This window comes from Natrinema sp. SYSU A 869 (assembly GCF_019879105.1).
GTDB lineage: Archaea > Halobacteriota > Halobacteria > Halobacteriales > Natrialbaceae > Natrinema.
In genome coordinates this window covers 595,818-615,625 of record NZ_CP082248.1, presented here as the reverse complement: position 1 = coordinate 615,625, position 19,808 = coordinate 595,818, and the positions used below count along the sequence as shown (strand labels likewise).

Below are 19,808 nucleotides of genomic sequence, written 5' to 3'. Positions count from 1 at the left end.
CTCGCCCGACAGACGGACGAGGTCCTCAAGGTCCGGAGAGCCGTCGGTATTTCGTTCAGCGTACTCTTCCAGGATCTCCATCAGGACGAGATAGTTCGTCTCATCCTAATAGGGAGGTCGTTTTCGTGGTATTTTAGACGAAGATAGTCGGTTTACACATAATTACCATTGGACGAAATTGCTGCAAAAGTCGTAGGCCGTACCTTTCACTCCCCGTCGAACACTTCCGTATTATCTTCGGCCAGCTCGCTCGCTTCGATGTGAGAGTACATTTCACTCGTTGTCTGTGGGTCTGCGTGGCGCAATGTCCGTTGTGCAGCGGCGGCCCCGCGCTCACGATAGAGTTTTTCACCGACGCCGCGGCGTGCTCCATGTAGCGTGAGATAGTCGTCCTCGTTGAGCCCCGGTACGTTAGCCTCGTCGGATAGGCGCTTCAGCAGCGTGCGAGCGCCGGACGTACTCATTGATGACGGTTCGATGTCTGTCTCGAGGACGTATCCCCACGGGTTCCCGTCGGGCTTGTCATGTCCAGCGTCGTCGATCACCGCGTACAGCGACGGCGGGTGCCGGGACGGAAAGACCGGCCAGCCGTCGGCGGGTGGGTCGAGTAGCGTCTTGAGCCGTCGAAGTGGTTCGACCGCCTGTTTTGGAAGTGCCGTCTCCTCTTTCTGCTGGCTCTTCCCGAGGACGGTTATCACACCGTTCTCGAGGTCGACGCTGTGCCACCGAAGGCCATTGCGGCGATCGTCACGAGAGTCCGCGAGCACTTCGGCTCCACGGACGCCGGAGTAGGCAAGCATCGTCACGAGCGCTCGATCACGGACTTCCTCGAATGCATCCATGCCGTCAGCGTCGATCGCCTCGCGTGCTCGCTCGTCGACGTAGGTCACGATCGCCCGGCGCTGTTCGGGCTGCCAGAACTGTTGCTCACCACTGGTACTCGAGGATCGGTCAGGAAGTTCGTCTTTCGCAGCGGCTTTCTCTGCAGGGTTCTCCGCGAGATAGTCCCACTTGACGGCCCACGAGAGGAACGCCGAGACTTGATTGTAATATGTCCATGCGGTCGACGCAGCGATCCCGCTGTCGACGTCGTCGGACTGGCCGGCGTCGACACGCCGTGAGAGGTAGGCGGCGTACTGTCCCATCGTTCGTTTCGATACGTCCTCGAGCGTGCGTACGTCCCGATCGGCACAGTAGGAGATCCACTGGCCGACGACGCGCTCTACGTTCTCGGCGTAGTTGCCAGACTTTGATTCGAGGCACTCCGCGAGGGCGTTCTCGAGGGCTGTTCCCCCTGTTGAAGCGCCGGAATTGCTGGTTTCCATCGACTTGTCTTACCAGAGGGCTCGGTGGCTAGTAAAACCACCGTACATTATTGGACTAATGCACCGTGTAATATTGGCGTTGCTTCGATTATAGTTTCAGACTATGAGAGTACAGATACCAGGAGAATACGGATGTTACGAAAGTGGCGTAAACTGAATAGCGCTATATCAATCTTCGGCCGTGGGAAGTTGAGACTACAGGGGGTTTAGCGGGCCTGTGATGCGTGGTTTCAGCCGAATTTCGTCACGGAATCAGACTTAGGGCGCCTCTGAGAACACCATTCTTGTTGACTGCTCAACTGTTTCGGAGATTTTTCGAGAGTACACCCAGTGTTACCACTCAAAAACAGGCATTTGGCCGGGCTGAGCGGCTGTCTATCCGATTCCCGTCTCCTTCTTCAAGAGTGTAAGCGTATTATCCGCTGTCACAATCGGCGAATGCTCGTACTCGTCAGTCAACTCGACCTGCACGAGCAAATCGACGGCTCTCCAGATCGAGTACAGCAGGCAGGCGAACGCGAAGTAGAAGAATCGCAGCCCGAAATTCTTCGACATCGTCGCGGCCATGAATCGCTTGATCGACCTGTAGCCGCTCTCGATTTCCCACCGATACCCGTATCAGTGAGAAATCCGCTCACGGTATTGGTCATAAACACGGAGTACTGTCGGTGGTCGTCGTGCTCAGCGTTCTCTTTGCGCCGGTAGATCAGCGTCGTTGAGTGCCACTCGTTGTTCCGAGGTGGAGCTTTCGGTCGGTCTCGTACCAGTCTTGGCCGTGTTGGAGCAACCGCTTTGCCTGAGCTTTCTCGCTGGTCTGCATCCGTTTCGGGACGACATACGACAGCCCGCGCTGGCTGATCATCTCCAGGACGTGCTGGCTATCGAACTCCCGGTCCATCAGGACGTTATCGACGTGGACCAGTTCCTCGGTAGAGTCCAGCAAGTCTTCGACGATCTCTTTGCGTGACTCACCCCTCCGAACTGGACGAGCATCCAGCACAATTGGAACCGCATTGCCGACCAACTGGACAGTAGCCCACTGGTAGGCGTACTCGTCGGTGTTCTCCTTCGTGCCGATGATCTCATCCTCGTGGCCCGTTCGATCACCGGGGAAGGGGTCACCTTCGGTAATGTCGATGGCGACGATCCCAGCTCGGAAGAACTGCTCTGTCTCCGCAACTTCGTTCAGGAGCCGATTGATGGCCTGCTGGTAATCTCTCGGACCTGTGGAATCGAGAGGTCGCGGATGTGCTCGCGATGGGCGTGCCCCAGCGGTGTCCGGTCACGCGTCGATTCATAGACGAAACTGCGAGCCCCTTCGTTCGCAGCCAGTCTCTCGCGAAGTCCGAGATACGTCTGTAAATCCCAGAAGGCGTTCTGGTGGATTTCACAGCCCTCACCACGATCCAATGAGAACGCTGGGAAGACGACGCGGCTGACGTGGTCCGTAATCGGTGCCGCTTCGTTGAGGACAGCTTGATCGTCTGGGTGTGGTTCGTCCTCTTCGTCGTGAGATGGAAGGTGCCGTTCTGGTTCGCGCGGAACAGCGACACCCGCGTTCTGGGCTTTGATGAGGATGGTCCGCGCAGCTGTCTCGACTGTACTGCGAAGCTCGGCAGTGAATCGGTTGTGCCAGCTGCGCCACAGCGTCGATTGGTCCGGTACTGCCTCCAGGTCTAATTGCTCACAGAGTTCTGGACGACAATTGAGGTACTCAACGAGTGCCGTCTCGTTATCCCATCCGTAGAGTTCCTTCAGAACGAACACCCGAAAAAGCGCATCCATCTTGTAGCGTCTTGCATTCGCATAGCGGTCGTGGGCCTCGAACCGGAAGTAGGCTAACGGGAGCGAGCAGACGAACTGCTCAACTGAGTCGTGAGTGTCGTGTTTGAACCAGATTCCCGAGACGATGCGAACGTCCGATTCCAACCCGGCAAGCGAGGTTCGGTCGTACAGTGGTGTTGAATCGTATACTGGCCAGTCAGCGTGCGACCGTCGTGCGATTCGTCGAAAGACAGCTCGGCGAGACTCATGAACCGTAGTCATTACGAGATACTGGCCACGACACACTCAAGAATCCGTCCAACCGATCAGTACAGGTGAACGACCGAACGCCAGTGCATCCGCCGAGCGAGCGACCGCGAGGAGCGAGTCGTCCGGGATTTTCACCAATGTTTTTGCGTCGAGTGGTTCCAGTAGTGAACGGAGCGAGCGAGGGACCCCGTGGTGGAAAAAGATGGTTTCGAAGGACGACTGCGCAGCGACGGTTGTCACTACGGTCTTCTGCGTGCCGGACGACGACCGGCTCGTCGTCGACGGAGGAGCAAGACGTTCTCGTTAGACAAACCGCAAATACCGGTCCCGAAGACCGCGACGATATCGAATACGCCAACGCCAGTGTGGAACATGGGTGGATCGACACCAGCAACTTGGACGAGCCGTTCGAAGTGGGCGACCGGCTGGAGTTCACTGTCCCCCCGTCTGCACGACGATCAACCTCCATGATCTCATCATCGGCGTCCGAGACGACCAGGTCGAAGAGCTATGGGAGGTGCAGGCGAGAGGGAAGGTCTAACAGCAACGAAGGAATTCAGTCCCGTCGCCACCGAATCGTCACTGCCGTCAGGGACGATCGAACATGGTCTCGAGGCTGCGGCCAGCGAGCGCCACAATCGTCGCGATTCTTGTTTTCTGCAGATTCCGATCGCTGAAGTAACAGCCCAAGCCCACTAGTGTCTGCTCACTACCACGGTAATTGTAGGTTGACGTGGCGAGTCTCCCTTCCAGGCAACGCGTAGTGGCTACAAGCGGGACGTCTTCTCGTGCGAGTTCTTCCAGAGGGGAGATAATCCCTGTTGGAATGTGGCCCGCACCGGTAGTTGCCAGTACTACTGACTCGAAATCGTCCGGTTCAGGGATTTGCGAAGGGGGCATATCTACCGTCACTGTGAGGGCAGCGACCTCGTTCGTTAGCGTCTCCGGAGCGATGTCGATTGTTGGAGTCGAATCGACACTGGCTCGCCATCGAATCGTTTCTTCATCATGAACGGCGAGTGGTCCCAGTTCGGGCGACCGGAACGTATCGAGTCTCATCGAGTGGGTCTTTGTGACGAGTTTGGCTGCGTGAACCTGATCATTGAAGGCGACCAATACGCCACGTCCACGAGCACCATCGCTCGTCGCGGTTCGAATAGCTATGAGAAGATTAGCAGGGCCATCGGGACTCGCCAGCGATGGGTTCCGCATTGCGCCCGTGAATACGACTGGCGTATCGCCATCGTAACAGAGGTCAACGAAGTACGCTACCTCTTCGAGGGTGTCTGTTCCCTGAGTGATCACGATACCATCCACTGTATCGTCACGGTCATAATCGGCTATCAGCTCGCTGAGCTTGTGCATCTGGTTGACCGAGAAATGCGGACTGGGAATATTCGAGAAGTCGTATGTAGTCAACTCGATATCATCGCTCAGCCCTGGGACGTTTGTGACGAGGTCATCACCGGTCAGTTCAGGGCTAGCTCCACCACCAGATCCCTTGGTTGAAGCTATTGTCCCTCCTGTAGAAATGACAATTACTGACATTGACGGGGGTTTCGACGCGAGACTCTAATATTCTCTCCTCTCATTGGCTTTTTTCGCGACGTAGCTGGGAAGGCAAGGTCAGTTCGTCAGATTTCTATCAGAGCCGCTACACGGGACAAGAACCACCGTACGACCATCGTTTGGGATTCTCATCCCTTGACTTGTCTTCCTTCGTCGACATAGTTTCCGTCGCCGTGTACTACGTATTCGGTCAAGACATCCCTCTACCGCTTTCGGTGTTCATATTACTCATGCTGACAGAGAGAGAGAAAATGACTAGGCCAGAACTCATCTGTTCCTCGTGTGACCGGACATACGATGATCAGTGGCGGTGTGAGTGTGGCGGTGTCCTCGACTTTGCTTCCCAACCGCTTCCAGACTACGAGCGGCCAGACCCCGGTCAGTTCGACACACGAGATGGCCTCTGGTCGTTTGATATGTTCATTCCCGTCGAAAAAGGTCCCTCGCTCGGCGAAGGAATGACACCGTTGATTCCATCATCGACGTGGGATGCTCAGTTCAAGCTCGAATACGTCTCCCCAACGGGTAGCTTCAAGGATCGGGGTGCAACCACGACTATTAGCCACGCGATAGCGTGTGGCGCAGATCGAGTCGTAGAAGATTCATCGGGGAACGCTGGAGCTGCCATCGCAACCTACGCAGCCCAAGCAGGTATTGATGCGGAGATTTACGTCCCAGCATCGGTGAAGGAGTCGAAGCTCCGAGCAATCGAACGGGCTGGTGCGGCGCCTGTTCGAATCGAAGGCGGACGCCAAGCCGTGACTGAAGCATGCATCGAGGCAGTCGAATCGGGCGATGCGTGGTACGCGAGTCATTCATGGAGTCCAGCGTTCTTTGCAGGAACTGCGACGTTCGCGTACGAAGTCGCGCTCCAACGTGACTGGAACGTCCCCGATGCGGTCGTGATGCCCCTCGGTCATGGAACCCTGTTTTTGGGGGTGTACCGGGGTTTCAAGGCGTTATCTGAAGCAGGGTGGATCGATTCAGTGCCACGGCTACTCGGCGCACAAGCCGCAGGCTATGCTCCGATTGCGAGCGAACTCCATGAGGTTCCCGAGGGTGAAAATGACGTAGCAGACGGCATTCAGATACGGGAGCCGACGCGAAAACAACAGCTCCTGGATGCGATTGCTGCAACCGACGGTGATGCGATTGCGATTACGGAGGAAGCTGTGCAAACGGAGTTAACTCGGCTCCACAGGCACGGGTTCTACGTGGAATCGACCTCAGCGATCGCGCCTGCAGCACTTGCCACGTACCGAGACCGTGGAACACTTGGGCAAGATGCAGACGTGGTGATGCCACTCACGGGTCATGGAATGAAGACTTAATCTGACGGAGCATTCATCCATACGTTCGCGCTTTGTTTCTAGTGTAGTTTTGGAACAGAATCTGTATCGAAGTTGAGTCCCAATGGTAAACTCGCACACCTACTGAACAGTCGATCCACCCTGATCTCTCTGAGAGAACCCTATCCGGTCACGCCATATGCATTGAGAGGACCAGTCTCAACTACTGTCGGCCGTCTGATGTTAGCAACGTCACTCTCAATTGCTTGGATCCTACTGATTCCTAACTTCAAGAGAAAGAGCTGTCAGCCGAAATCGAATTGATTCGGCTTCGTTCGTTGATAACCGCCTAGCGTGGTGTTCAAAATAGTAAGCCCCAATCCAGTCAGTTAGTAGAAATGGTAGAAATTGGTCAGAAGCTAATTCGGCTGATTAAACAGTTCTTCAAGAGACCTCACAGTTGACTCAGAGGTTTGTTCTGTATCTGGTCTCCCCTGTTTCGTAATGGAGGTAGTGAACTGACGGACTTCTCTCCAATTGCATCTTCTACAATACCGACGAAGCTGGATCATTTCATCATCCTGTAGGGCAACGAATATAGATGTCAGGGTCCGATCGCTCTCGTCAGACCATTAATCTGAATATTCGGTAGTTCCCATCGATCCTGATTGCTGACTCGATTTTTAGAAGGACTGAAAGAGATCAGACCGAGTGATTCCCTGCGGCACGCTCAGACGGCGATCTCACGACAGTGAGAGAGCCGTCGCGCCAGACACGATGCGAGGCCGTCGCTCCGGTATAGGGTTGCCGCTGGACGCGGGCGATCTCAGCCCGCGTCCAGCTGGCTATAGGTCGCCGGAATCCCGGTACAGTTCGTCGGTGCTTCCCATTTCCGCCGTAACGTGTCGTCGAGTGCGTGATCAATCCACTCGCGGAAGACCTCGAACCGGAACCAGACAGGCAGTGCTCGCCCGCCGCGCTGCGGCGTGGCGAGCACGCCCCACCGAACGATCACCCAGAGATTCCGCAACAGGAAGCTCACCAGAACGAACAACAGCCGCACGACTGGATCAGTCGTGCTGGTTCGTGCACGCGCTTCACGTATCGTTCGGAAAGCTGTCTCGATCGCTGAGCGCTTCTGGTAGAGTGCTTCGACATCTTTCGGCGTGCGATCGGTCAGATCGCACGCCACGTACGCCCGAACGAGCAAGCCGTGTTTACCTCGATTGCCCTGCTGGTAGGAGACACAGACCGCGAGCGGGAAGCGTAGTTCCCGCTCGCTCCCCTCGTACATCACGTACTCCGTCCAGTAGGACACCGTCGTGTCGAGTTTCTCTGCCATCTGTTTTCCGCGCCGCACGACTGGAAGAGCGACTGATGCGACTGCATTCAGTCGCTCGATCGACGTTCCGTCGTAGAACCCACGGTCGGCAAGAACGCCAGCGACATCAAAGGGAGGGCCGCGACGTGGTCGAGCACTCGCTCGACCGCGTCGCTCTTCGGTTCATCACCACGAACGGGTGTGACTGCGACGACCAGTGGTTTGGCCCGACAAAGAACAAATCCAGCAAGGTAGCGATGGCACTGGGAGGTGCCATCGCGAGGCTTCGTGTGACAGATTACACCAGGTTCAGCGTGTGGACAGCCATGATAATGGATATCGACGAAGTCGAGGCAGATGATCCTCGGCCCAGCGCCGAGGATCATCGCCGCCTGCTGACAGAGAAGGCGGTTAGCGATTGCTTCGAGTTCAGCAGGCGGGACCGTGTGAAGTTGGGCAAGCGTGTAGTCATCGGAGTACGTTCCACGAGTGGTGTCAGTGACAGCCTTGATGGATTTCTGATCGACAGCGGCCTGGAGGAGCGTCTGTCGGATAATCCCGGAGTCGAAGCCGCAGCCTTCGACTCCGGGGATCGGGATCTCAGAGAGGAGATCAAGCGCTAAGGTTTCAAGGTCAGAGGCCGTAAGAACGGTGTCTGGATGGTAGAGGCACTTCATACACCCATTCAGACGCTTCCTGAGAATCTAACCTCATCAGTCTCGACTAACTTCTGATTCGATGGGAACTACCGATATTAGCACTACTCATGCCAAGCGTCGGATCTCAGAACTCAGGGAACATGGACTGATCGAACGAGTTGATGATGACAGAGGCTATTATCAGATTACAAACTTGGGGCAACGCTATCTAGACGGTAGCGCTACAAAGGAAGAAATAGAGGGGAGTTGATTTTCCGTCCTAGTTCAGTAGCTGCTCTATTGAAAGCCTATTCCAGGCACTGTATAGTTCTGCACCTCCTCGACTGGCACGTTTCCGTCGAGAGCTTGATGCGGTCTTTGGTGGTTGTAGTAATGCACGAACTGTTCAAGCCACTCGCGGACGCTTGCCCGACTGCCCACCCACGAATTCTGGAAGCGGTCGATGCGCATTTTGAGAGTGTGAAACCACTTTTCGATGAGGTTTCGGTTGATATAGTTGACCTGACCGCTCAGTCCGACTCGAGAGAGGGCAGTCCGATAGCCAAATTGATCGACGAGAAACTCAGCCTCGGAGAGATCGTGTTTCTCGCGTAGTTTCTGCAGAAACGCAGCCGCTGGATCAGTGCCATGTCGACGAAACAATGCAATGTCAAGAATCAACTTTGTCTCGATGTCTATTGCAGCATATAGCCAAGACCACTCGCCGTTGATCTTGACAGCGGTTTCGTCGATAGCGACCCGCGACGGCGATGCCGTCCTCAGAACGCTTTGCGTTCTGATGGGCCGCACGAGAGTTTTGCTCTCGTGAACGTCGGCGGGTCGCGTCCGCTGTCAGCCAGCCGATGAACCCAGTTCCAGACCGCTCCATGCAAGCGTTCAATGCCTAATTCGGCTAAGATTGTTGTTTTTCCCTGAGAGAACGACCTGTTTCATGGAGGTGGACGGCGAACGTCTTGACGGGCGTCGCCGTCCGCTCGCTCTCCCAAAATTCTTCTAAATCCGCCTCATAGCTCGCACTGAGCAGGTCTGCGAGCATCTTGTCCAAGAAACCCAACGACCTGATCACTTCTCAAATTGGCTCAACTAGACAGTGCCGAACTAAACTCCTTCTCGTTCTGCAAGTAATTCATCGTATGTTTTCACTTTCTCTACTGGGTACCGGCCCTCTGGCGGCCATCCGATTGCGATGATGCGACACAGTTCGTCAAAAGGATTATGGACGAGATGGACACCGTCCTTACCTGCGTCGAACCGTATCGCGTCGTTCTGTTCTATGATAAACTGATCGTCAGTGACCTCAATCTGACAACGACCGGCAGCGACGTAGATCAGCTCCTCCTGGTTCTCGTGATAATGGAAGTGATTCTGGGAAAGTCGCTCATCGGGCTCGAGAACCGCGACGTTAAGATTGAACGCGTCGATATTTAACTTCGGAGATAGCTCCCACCGTTTGCCAGGCTTATCACTTCGCGGGTTCTTTTCCTCGGGACGGATTCGCTGCCACCCATCTGACATACTGGTCAATAATTCGCCAACATAATAAAATCACCTGCCGAGGCGATGGTCAAATGACTGAGGAGTTACGGCGGGAAATACAGAGACGGAAAAGAGTAAGTCTAGTGGGATTACCCTGTGGTCGCCCAGAACCGGCTAATCTGGTTAGGACGCAGGTAGTAAACCAGACTAATGAGAATGATGGCGGTGACTAGCGTCTGACCGATAACCGATGGGACGAAGATCGCGCCGAGGCCGAGTGCTATGAATACCGGCCGGACGAACGCCGGGATTTTCCCTCCAGCGCGGCCGGTAAGACCGATGCTAATCGCGACGAACCCGGCGAACACAAGCAGAAATGCGACAACTGTCATTAGACCAGGGTAGAGCAACGCGTTGTTATAGAAGAACGCGAATGGGAGCAGGAACATGGGGAAGCCAAGGCGGAGCGCCTCGACGGCAGTCTCCCAGAAGTCCGATTCTGCGATACCTTGGCCGATGATGACCGAGAGTGCGATCGGTGGGGTGATATTTGAGACGATAGCGAAGTAGAATACGAACATGTGGGCAGCGAATTCGTTAACGCCAATGTCGACCAGCGACGGGGCGACGAGCACGGCAACGATCATGTAGGCCGCTGTTGTCGACATCCCATCCCAAAGGTGATCGCTGCCAACATCGCTAGGAAGAGCATGATGATAACCTCGCCGCCAGATAGAAGGACAAGATACGACGATAACTGTTGAGCAAAGCCAGTGACGATGAGTGCCCGGATGACGATACCGAGACTTGCCAGGAGAATAGTGAGATCGAGCGTTGCCTCCGCTCCTCGACGGAGTCCCTCAAGCGTCGTACGGAGGTACAACTTCAGTTCTGGCTTGGCATCTCCCTTGCCCTGTACAATATCAGAGACCACGCGAAGGAGCCGCAGCCCCATCAGAACAATGATACTGTAGAAACCAGCGACCATCGGATCTGCACCGACGCCGATTAACCACCACATCAGGACGGCGAACATACCGAGGTACTCGTAATGGCGGACAATATCGAAGACTCGCTTCATCGCGCCCCGTGAATCAGCCGTTGTTTCGATGTCTTTCGAGACGTTGTGGCTGGTCGTCAGCGAGATCGAGATCGCAACTGTCAAGAAGAAAAGCAGTGCGGGCGCAACGGCACCAAGGACGATTTCAGAGTAATTGGGATCAATGAGTTCCGCCATCAAGAATGCACCTGCCCCCATAATTGGGGGTAATATCTGTCCGCCACAGGATGCAACCGCCTCGATCGCGGCTGCAACTTTTGGCCGGTAGCCGTTCTCTTTCATCAGCGGAATGGTGAACGCGCCGGTCGTCGCCGTATTCGCGGCGGTCGAGCCATTGATCGACCCCATGAACATGCTTGCGGCCACAGCGACCTGTCCGATCTCGATGTACTTCCGGCGTGCAGCCAAGCGAGTCATACCCTTGATGAACGTCGCCATCCCGCCGTACTTCTCCATCAGCCCGGCCAGCAGCAGGAAGATCACGACCCATGTTGCCGAAATCTGTAGAAGTGTTCCGAACAAGCCCTGCATCTCAACGGTGTTCATCGTAATAATACGACGCGGTGTTAGACCACGATGAGCCAAGATCCCTGGCATCAGTGGTCCGAAGTAAGAGTAGACCAACCCAAACAGGGCAATCCCGCTAATGAGGCGGGAGATGTGAAGAAGTGCGATGAACACTAAAGCGATAATTAGAATCCCCATATACAGGTAAATATCGTTGTAGATCCCGGCAGCAACCACGATACTATCGTAGTTAGATTGGATTACGTACAGTGGGATAATCGAGGCGACGCTGTAAAGACCATAACCGACCGTGGCCAGTTTCCCTCGCAGCGTTGATCGGTCAACGCTAAGCATCTGGATGAGCCCCCACATGGAGAGCACCAGACCAAGGTGGATGATTCCGTGGCGGGAGCGTGGAATCGCAAATGTGAGCGAGTACCACAGGTGGTAGACAGCGAAGATAATCGCGAACCCATAGGTAAGTATCTCTATCGGGCCACCACTCCAGATGGAACTATCATAATTGTCTCTGAATTTCTCATCAATTGTGCGTTCAAGATTTTCTAACGTCCGCGTACCCTCACTATTTTCTTTATTTTCCATAGTATTGAATGAAATGGGGCTTCCTGTATCAGGCTTCAGGCGGGGCAGTTAGGTCATACTCTTCCCAGAGGCCAGCCTCCTTGTAGTAATCGTACGCACCCTTATGGACAGGCACGTCTGGGTGAATCGTTCCGAGGAACGAGTCAGGGTCGGGGAAAAAGCTCATCACGTCGTCTTCCTCCACTAGGTCTTCGCCGTGTTCGTGCGTCATTTTCGCGATATCGTAGACGGTGTCGGGATCACGGTCCTTGTTGAGTACATATAGGTACGTCAGCGTGAACGAATCGATCGCTTCTTGGTAGTTCTCGCTAAATTGGGAGACGGTGTCCGATCCAAGCTCGACGTATGTGGAGTAACTAAGTTCGTTGTTGAGCGCACTGATGGTCGAATCAGAGAATGGAAGGGGTTGCCAATTGACTGTTGCGTCGATTTCCTGGAACCAACCCTGTGGGATAGACTTGTTAACTGTCCACGTGAATGCAGCATCGACCTGCTCTGAGCGCAAAGCACTTGGAATATCTGCGAACGCCATATATCGGTTGTCGATGTTATCAAGCCCGATCTCCTGATCCACTAGCCACTCAACAGGTGGCCGCGTTCCGGAACCCGCTGAGGAGATTGCGACGGAGCGCCCCTCAAGGTCGTCCCAGCCGCTGACCTTGTCTGCATTATAGAGGCCGAAGTTGTAGAAACCCATATACCCACGCACCTGTCGGATTGAGCCGAAATTTTGGAGGGAATCCTCCTCAAAGGTCCCCTGATCAGGTGAGGTATCAAGTAGCTGGGTCGTAGTACCGCTCATCTCGAAATCACCTCGATCTAGTCGACGGTAGGAGGCACTTGTTCCTTCCGTGACCACTGCATCGATTTCGATGTCAAGGAGATCGTTCTGTTTAGCGTATTCAGTCCACGTAGAGCCGATACGGAACGAGGATGACCCTTCGGAAGACGTACCTAACGTCCAGCCACTTGAACCACCATTACCACCTACCGTGCTGTTAAGACAGCCAGTAAGACCGATAATTGCAGCTGACGATGTCCCCGTGATGAATGACCGCCGATTGAACTTGGTGCTCTTAACCATATTTAAACCCCGTTCAGCGGCTTCTACGCTGAACTACCAGTAGCATTGACGCATCCTATATTAAGTCTTTTGGTAATAGGTAACACATGGTATGTCACTATTGAGTATTACTGTATTTGGTAGTGTGATCATCACCAGAACTCTATCTGCTGAAAGAAGTATCCGAAGTTGACGACGGACACCTAGTAAATCAAATAACCCATTCAAGACAGTGATGAATGACATTCTCGGCAAAAAGGGCCGTGACCTCACCCCTTTTAGAGATAGTAGGGATGTTATCGTATCGTATGCAAGCTGTTCGGTATCATGAACACGGCGACGAGAGCGTATTGGCCTTCGAAGAGGATATCGACAAACCACTTCCGACTGCGGATCAGGTGCTCGTCCGTATAGAGGTAGCTAGCGTCAACCCTATCGATACGTACCTTCGTGAAGGGAATATTTCACCGATGACCGGTCTCCCTCATGTCGGTGGCTCCGACATGGCGGGTGTCGTCGAAGACGTTGGTGAGGATGTCACTACCTTCGAACCAGGTGATCGGGTATTTGCTACTGGTCTGGGAATTTTCTCGCCCGGAACATATGCAGAGTATACAGTCTCATCAGCGGATATGCTTGCTCACCTTCCTGAAGAGGTCTCTTTCCGCGATGGAGCAGCAGCCGCAATGGCGTTTGCCACCGCCTGGCGAGCACTAATTAACCGCGGCGAACTCTCGCTCGGAGACGTCTGTCTAGTTCAGGGTGCATCTGGCGGTGTCGGTCATGCTGCCGTTCAAGTCGCAGCCCAAGCAGGTAGCTACGTGATCGGAACAGCTCGAGAGGGTGAGCCGGCCTCATTGGCCCGCTCACTCGGAGCAGATGCTGTCATCGACTATCGTACTGACGATACGGCAAGTAGTCTCAAGGAGGCCGCTGACGGACAGCAGCTTGATGTAGTGCTCGAGCCACACGCTGATTCACACCTTGAGGCCGACCTCGAATGCCTTACACGAGGTGGACGTGTGGTAATTATCGGTGAAGAGTCGTCTATTAAGATTCCTTCTGGCCCTGCAATGACGGCGAAGCAGGCCGACGCTGACCTGCGGTTTATGTCGCTAGCGGCTTCAACGGACGATCAAGCGCAGATCCTACGCCAAGTGGCCTCGCGGCTTGCTGATGGTCGGTTCACGGTAAAGATCGACCGTGTATTCGGTCTCAACGAACTGCCGGCAGCTCACGAACGACTCATGTCCTCCGGTGTACTCGGAAAGATAATCATTGATCCCAGTATCTAACTGATGGGACGGATGCGTTCAGAACGGGTAGAGTGGCTATGACACTCGATAATAACAGAACAAGGGCAATCGGAAAATATGATGGTCACGGCGACAAACAATCCTATTTTTATGTTCGGAATCAACATAGCTGATCAGTGTAATTCGGTCATCTTCGATTAGTGGCATGTATCTCCTGCTCTACGGACGAATCACCGGATGTATTCCTGAAAACTACTGAGGATCAGGAGTGAGCTGAGTGTTGGATATGGAGTTCTAATTCATTGACGGTGCCCAAGATCTGCTCCGGTAACACCTCAGTCAAGGTATCACCCTTCAGCCGGTGAGCCGGACCCGCAACGCTGAGTGCGCCAAGAACCTCATCGTTAGCGTCTGTTACGGCGGCACCAATCGCGTGGACTCCGTCTGTCGTCTCCTGCCTGTTGAACGCATATCCCCGCTCTCTGATTTCTTCTAGGGTCTCAAATAGCGCCTCCTTGGAAGTGATGGCATTGCTAGCATCTCCGGAAAGGCCGCGCATATCGATTATTTCGTGGGTACGCTCTTCCGGTAAGTTCGCTAGAATTGCCTTCCCGGCAGCGCTGGTGTAGAGTTCGCCACGCTTTCCGATACGCGCACCGGTCTGGACCGCGCTCTGCCCAACCTCGGTGTAAAGATATACCCGTTGACCGTTTTCTTCGACAATAAACTGCGCACGTTCATCCATATCAATAGCAAGCTGGTCTACCTTTTCTTTGATGGCTGGATATGCATCTATCTCACGCTGTGCATACCCTCCCATCGTAAGGAACTGGAGGCCAACTCGATAGAGATCATCTTCCTGAGTGACGTAGTTGTAATCTCGAAGCGTCGCCAAATGCCTGTGAACAGTACTCGTGGAAAATCCCGTATGTTCGGATAGCTCCTCTAAAGTCGAACCGCCAAGTTCACGTAGCGCTTCAACGACTTCTAGTGAACTTTGTGTTGTCTTCGCTCGTGTTTTTGTTTGATCTTCCATAGAGATGGATACTATACCCTGTTATATAAATAATTCCTTTTTCGGACTAACGTATGACGGCTGTTGATCAGGATCCTCCTTCACTATCTTTACCATATGAAACGACAGGTGCCGGTTCTGATGAACATCTCATGTCCTCTACTTGCTATGAGTTTACTCATTGTCTTCGTAAGTCAATCATTTTATATTTGTTCAGACGTTCGATTACAAACATATGGTCGTAATCGCAGTTAGCTAAAGAGGCTAACTACGTCCCGTATATTAGGATGAGGAATAAGAGAGCAAGCGAGATCCCTACTTAGTATAAAACCCAGGCCCAGTGGCGCTTGAGAGAATCCTCTGAGGACGTGTTACAAGCCATAAGATACCCCAATTTCCTACTTGCCTTTGCCTCCCCCATCAGTAGAGCTGATTCGAATATGGAGAAGAGCTGGAAAATAAATGCCGGAGGAAAGATGGCGGTACTGGAAGACAGCGTTCGCCTAGTTCAACGACGTTATGCACCGCTATCGGAGATGGTCACGGCTCCGATGGCGGTCACCGATCCGGTATTGCGTCGGCTTCACGCAGTTCGTCAATTTGCTCGTCAGTATAACCGAGGTCGTGTACCACTGCTTCTGTATCTTCCCCGAGCAGCGGCGGTGCATCCTCGAACCCTGTATCTGCGTTTGTGAAGTTTAGTGGATGTTCTATTACCGGAATATCGCCTGCTGAAGAATGTTCTATCTCTGTAATCATCTCGCGTGATTGCACCTGCTTGTTTTCTAATGCCTCATCAACATCGTAGACTGGCCCCACTGGGAGGTCCTCCCTTCAGCCAGCATCTCGACCCATTCGTCGGTTGTGTGTTCACTGAACGTTGGCGCGAGTTCCTCTTCTAACTCATCCATGTGCTCAACGCGAGTAGAATTTGTCTTGAATCGCGGATCGGCAATCAGTTCCGGGCGGTCGATTGCGTCACACAGTTCTTCCCAGAGTTTCTGATTACCACAAGCAACATTCAGATAGCCGTCTGCAGTCGGATAACTCTGATATGGCGCGAGAACAGGGTCCTTTGTACCCATCTGTTCCGGTTCCTCGCTGACGAATGCCTTGCCAGCTTGTTTGGTAAGCCAAGGGAGGGAAGCGTCGAGCATTCCAAGTTCGACGCGATCGCCCTCGCCGGTGAGTTCACGGCGGTATAAGGCGCCGACGATTCCGAATGCGGCCCACATTGCCGTGATAAGATCGGTCTGCGGAAGACCAACCTTGACAGGATCACCATCTTCGGGACCAGTGACGCTCATCATCCCACTCATGCCTTGGATAAGTAAATCGTAACCCGGCCGTTGGCTCCACGGTCCTGAGTCACCGAATGCTGAAATGGAACAATAGATGATCGTGTCGTTAACATTACGAACATCATCGTAGCTGATACCGAGCCGCTCGGCAGCTCCAGGACGGAAGTTTTCGATAATAATGTCTGCCTCTTCGATGAGATCGTACAGTACTGCAAGTCCCTCTGCGGACTTAAGGTTGAGTTCAATACTTTTCTTGTCGTAGTTGACTGTCCAGAAATAGGGTGATTCACCTTCTTCTGCAGCCGATTGACCTGCGCCTTCATACTCGCTAGTATCAACAAACGGGGGACCAGAATACCGACTATTGTCTCCAACATCTGGCCGCTCAACTTTGATAATGTCTGCCCCCTGATTTGCGAGCATCGTTGTGGCAAACCCGCCAGTGACGAAAGTCGTCAGGTCAATCACAGTGATACCATCTAGTATTTCTCTGGAGTTGTGTCTCTATCTACCATACAGTAACCCATCTTGGGTGATAGCAATAAGATTTTTTGTGCCTAACTCTACATTTCGATTACTTTGAGTAACAATGGGGTGGGTGAACGAGTTTCCTCAGAAGTACAGAGGGAGGAAACTCCTTCAAGAAGCAGACGGGTAGTACGAGAACCAATAGAATAGTTGCTAAGGTAAAATCTTAAATCCCTGTAGGAAATACGCCATGGTATACGATGACAAATCAGACACGGGTAGGAGAACAGCCACAAGTGTATCCCAGCGTCGCTGGTGTTGGTATGACCGCGTTCACCAAGAACGATGAACGGTCTCTCCTTGAACTGCTCACAGTCGCTGCAGATCGGGCTCTGAAGGACGCATCCACTCCATCAGAGAATATCGACTCGCTCCATGTCGGTAATGCAGCTGCCGAAGCGTTTAATAGCCGCTCAGGGTTTGGTAACGCCCTCGCCGCACAGATAGGGATCACCAATGCCGACACTAAACGAATTGAAAATACGAGTGCAAGCGGTGCGAGTGCGTTCCTTGATGCAGTGGATGCAATTCGAGCAGGACGCTCCGACGCGGCACTCGTTGTCGGTGGGGAGAAAATGTCGGATGCTGATACAGCTACTTCTACAGAAATCATTAGCCGCATCACTCACGATGCAGAGTACGCACAGGGAATAACTCTTCCCTCGTTCGCTGGGCTAGCAACTGATCGGTACCTTCGTGAATACGAGGCCGATCGGGAAGACCTCGCACAAATCGCAGTGAAAAATCACGCGAATGCCGCTCAGAATCCCTATGCACAATTTGAAAACGAAGTGACAGTCGAAGATGTCCTTGAATCTCCCATCGTGGCAGCTCCACTTCGTCTGTTTGATTGCTGTCCCACGAGTGATGGCGCCGCTGCAGCAGTCATTACTTCTGGGGGAGATGGCGTACAGGTTGCAGCCTGTGAGAGTGCGGTTGGGACTCACGCCGTCGCGGATCGGTCGGATCCGCTCATGATCGAGAGCGTTCGGCAAGCAGGCAAGTCTGCTTATACAGCGGCCAAAGTGACCCCTGGCGATTTGGATGTTGCATGCATCCACGATGCCTTTAGTATCCTAGAATGGTTAGAGACTGAAGAACTTGGCCTCGCAGAGCGTGGCGAGGCATGGCGACTCACTACCGACGGAACAACTGCCCGTAACGGAAATCTTCCGATTAATCCTGGCGGTGGACTCAAGGCACGGGGCCATCCACTGGGTGCGACTGGCGTTTCTCAAATTGTCGAACTCGTTTGGCAATTACGCGGTGATGCACCGAATAACCGTGCAGTCGATAGCGCAGATATTGGGCTGGCGATCAACGTGGCTGGATTCGGAAATAATACTGTTTGCACGATTCTTCAAGGTGATGCCTTATGACTACGCTTCACGAGTGTACTGATTGTGGGAATCGTACCTTCTATGAGAAACAACGTTGTCTAGAATGTGGGAACAGCTCTTGGATCGAACGTGACCCGGGAACCGGAGAAATTCTCGCCATCACGACAGTCCATGTTTCGCCTGACGGCGTCTCGACTCCAAATTTGCTTGGACTTGTTCAATTTGAAGACGGAGTGAACTTTGTTGGGCAACTCGAGAGTAATCTTACTGTTGGTGATCGCGTTAAACTCGATACTGGAAGTATACTCCGTGAGAACGAAAATGGGACCAAGATTGGTCCTCGGCTGGTATCTGCTGACGAATAAGCAGTGCTGCAAGGCAAACAACTCGTTTGTTAGTAGATAGCATAGAATGATATGAAATGACCTGAAGTAGAAAATACTGAATTGATTTCAAGTTAAAAGGTATGGTACCTCATGTACCTTTGAACAGACTTCTTAAAATAGGATGGAGAGATTCTCTGATCGTGCTCGTATGGACTTACGCTCACTGAGCCCGGCTTGTATTCTCGTGAACCGCTCGGAGTCAAGCCCCGAGGCTTCCCGTTTCAACGACACGACTTGCCGACACGTCATCGGCGTCCGTAGCAGTCGCAGTCTCCACGGGCGTGACTTCGGCGTGTTCCTTACCTAGCTGTTGAAGACCGTGAGAAAGAACATTGTACGATGCATTCGCATCCCTGCCCGCCTCAAACCCACACGACGGGCAACTGTGTTCCCGTACCCATAACGGTTTGTCTGTCTCCCACCACACTTTGCACACTCTTTGGTCGTGTCACGCGGGTTGACTTGAACGACGTGGGTGTCGCACAGGTCGCCCTTGTGCTCCAGCACTATCTTTTTCGTACTGTCTCGTTCCCATCCCGATATTCGGGATCGTAGCAAGGTTCGAACCCACACCGGATTACAGGCATAGGACTGTAATAAAATATCGATCATCGAAACCATCATGGTATGTAAATTACACTTGCTTATGGGAAAATCCACATATGGTCGGTACATCTGCAAGATACTATGTATATTCACTAGGAGTGGAAGGTGGATATAAAGATGTGGGGTAAATGTCCACTCTCCTCTTCGTCTCCGAATATACGAAATCATATGCCCTATTAGGTCATATAACCACCAAAATCAATTTCCATTATTAACATAGAACGAGTAATGAAGGCGGTCCCTTCTGCTTCTACAAGTCAGCACATTCTCAGGAAGCATATCTGCGTTTTTCTGCTCCGTGGGATTCTCTGTCACTACAAGGACGATAACACATAAAATAGAGTCCCTATCCCGTATTATCACCTATACGAAAAACAATAATCAATCGTTCGTCGCTGAACGTCGTACCACTCAGGTAACTCAGTCTACGTGACGCCGTTTTTGTACGTTGTTGCCGCTAACCGCCGTTT

Annotated in this window: 8 protein-coding genes and 6 pseudogenes; 3 read left to right on the top strand and 11 right to left on the bottom strand. The window is 53.1% G+C overall.

The features are described from left to right. Positions 1-206 precede the first annotated feature (206 nt). The 3 genes and pseudogenes from K6I40_RS06875 to K6I40_RS06865 all read right to left on the bottom strand — a co-directional run bounded on the left by K6I40_RS06875 (position 207) and on the right by K6I40_RS06865 (position 4,907). A complete protein-coding gene (locus tag K6I40_RS06875; RefSeq protein ID WP_222913909.1) occupies positions 207-1,325 on the bottom strand; it encodes a tyrosine-type recombinase/integrase in 1,119 nt (372 codons plus the stop codon). A 375-nt stretch (positions 1,326-1,700) separates the two neighbouring features. Continuing rightward, positions 1,701-3,371 (bottom strand): annotated as a pseudogene (locus K6I40_RS06870) (transposase). A 576-nt stretch (positions 3,372-3,947) separates the two neighbouring features. Continuing rightward, positions 3,948-4,907: an asparaginase gene (locus K6I40_RS06865; RefSeq protein ID WP_222913907.1), complete on the bottom strand. Its 960-nt coding sequence runs from the start codon at positions 4,905-4,907 to the stop codon at positions 3,948-3,950. Positions 4,908-5,179: 272 nt separating this feature from the next. On the opposite strand from K6I40_RS06865, the gene K6I40_RS06860 reads away from it, so the two are divergent. After that, a complete protein-coding gene (locus tag K6I40_RS06860) occupies positions 5,180-6,259 on the top strand; it encodes a pyridoxal-phosphate dependent enzyme (protein WP_222914965.1) in 1,080 nt (359 codons plus the stop codon). Positions 6,260-7,043: 784 nt separating this feature from the next. On the opposite strand, the pseudogene K6I40_RS06855 reads toward K6I40_RS06860, so the two are convergent. The 5 genes and pseudogenes from K6I40_RS06855 to K6I40_RS06830 all read right to left on the bottom strand — a co-directional run bounded on the left by K6I40_RS06855 (position 7,044) and on the right by K6I40_RS06830 (position 12,927). After that, positions 7,044-8,215 (bottom strand): annotated as a pseudogene (locus K6I40_RS06855) (ISH3 family transposase). A 258-nt stretch (positions 8,216-8,473) separates the two neighbouring features. After that, positions 8,474-9,233: pseudogene (locus K6I40_RS06850) on the bottom strand (IS6 family transposase). Between the two features lie 62 nt (positions 9,234-9,295). Continuing rightward, a complete protein-coding gene (locus tag K6I40_RS06845) occupies positions 9,296-9,712 on the bottom strand; it encodes a cupin domain-containing protein (RefSeq protein ID WP_222913905.1) in 417 nt (138 codons plus the stop codon). A gap of 110 nt (positions 9,713-9,822) precedes the next feature. Beyond that, a pseudogene (locus K6I40_RS28190) lies at positions 9,823-11,438 on the bottom strand (TRAP transporter fused permease subunit). Positions 11,439-11,871: 433 nt separating this feature from the next. Then, positions 11,872-12,927 (bottom strand): TAXI family TRAP transporter solute-binding subunit, encoded by a 1,056-nt coding sequence (locus tag K6I40_RS06830; protein ID WP_222913898.1) that lies wholly within the window; start codon positions 12,925-12,927, stop codon positions 11,872-11,874. Between the two features lie 287 nt (positions 12,928-13,214). Between K6I40_RS06830 and K6I40_RS06825 the strand changes: the two genes are divergently transcribed. Beyond that, a complete protein-coding gene (locus tag K6I40_RS06825; RefSeq protein WP_222913896.1) occupies positions 13,215-14,201 on the top strand; it encodes an NADPH:quinone reductase in 987 nt (328 codons plus the stop codon). Positions 14,202-14,424: 223 nt separating this feature from the next. On the opposite strand, the gene K6I40_RS06820 is transcribed toward K6I40_RS06825, so the two are convergent. Together K6I40_RS06820 and K6I40_RS06815 are read right to left on the bottom strand one after the other, a co-directional pair. Next, the gene (locus tag K6I40_RS06820) at positions 14,425-15,198 is read right to left on the bottom strand and encodes an IclR family transcriptional regulator (RefSeq protein ID WP_222913895.1); all 774 of its coding nucleotides are present in this window, start codon (positions 15,196-15,198) and stop codon (positions 14,425-14,427) included. A gap of 537 nt (positions 15,199-15,735) precedes the next feature. Next, positions 15,736-16,901 (bottom strand): annotated as a pseudogene (locus K6I40_RS06815) (CoA transferase). A 305-nt stretch (positions 16,902-17,206) separates the two neighbouring features. Between K6I40_RS06815 and K6I40_RS06810 the strand changes: the two are divergent. Then, positions 17,207-18,385, top strand: coding sequence for a thiolase family protein (locus K6I40_RS06810; RefSeq protein WP_255681496.1), 1,179 nt, complete (start codon positions 17,207-17,209; stop codon positions 18,383-18,385). A 546-nt stretch (positions 18,386-18,931) separates the two neighbouring features. Here K6I40_RS06810 and K6I40_RS06800 read toward each other — a convergent pair. Then, positions 18,932-19,239 (bottom strand): annotated as a pseudogene (locus tag K6I40_RS06800) (zinc ribbon domain-containing protein); the annotation flags it as partial. Between the last annotated feature and the right edge of the window lie 569 nt (positions 19,240-19,808).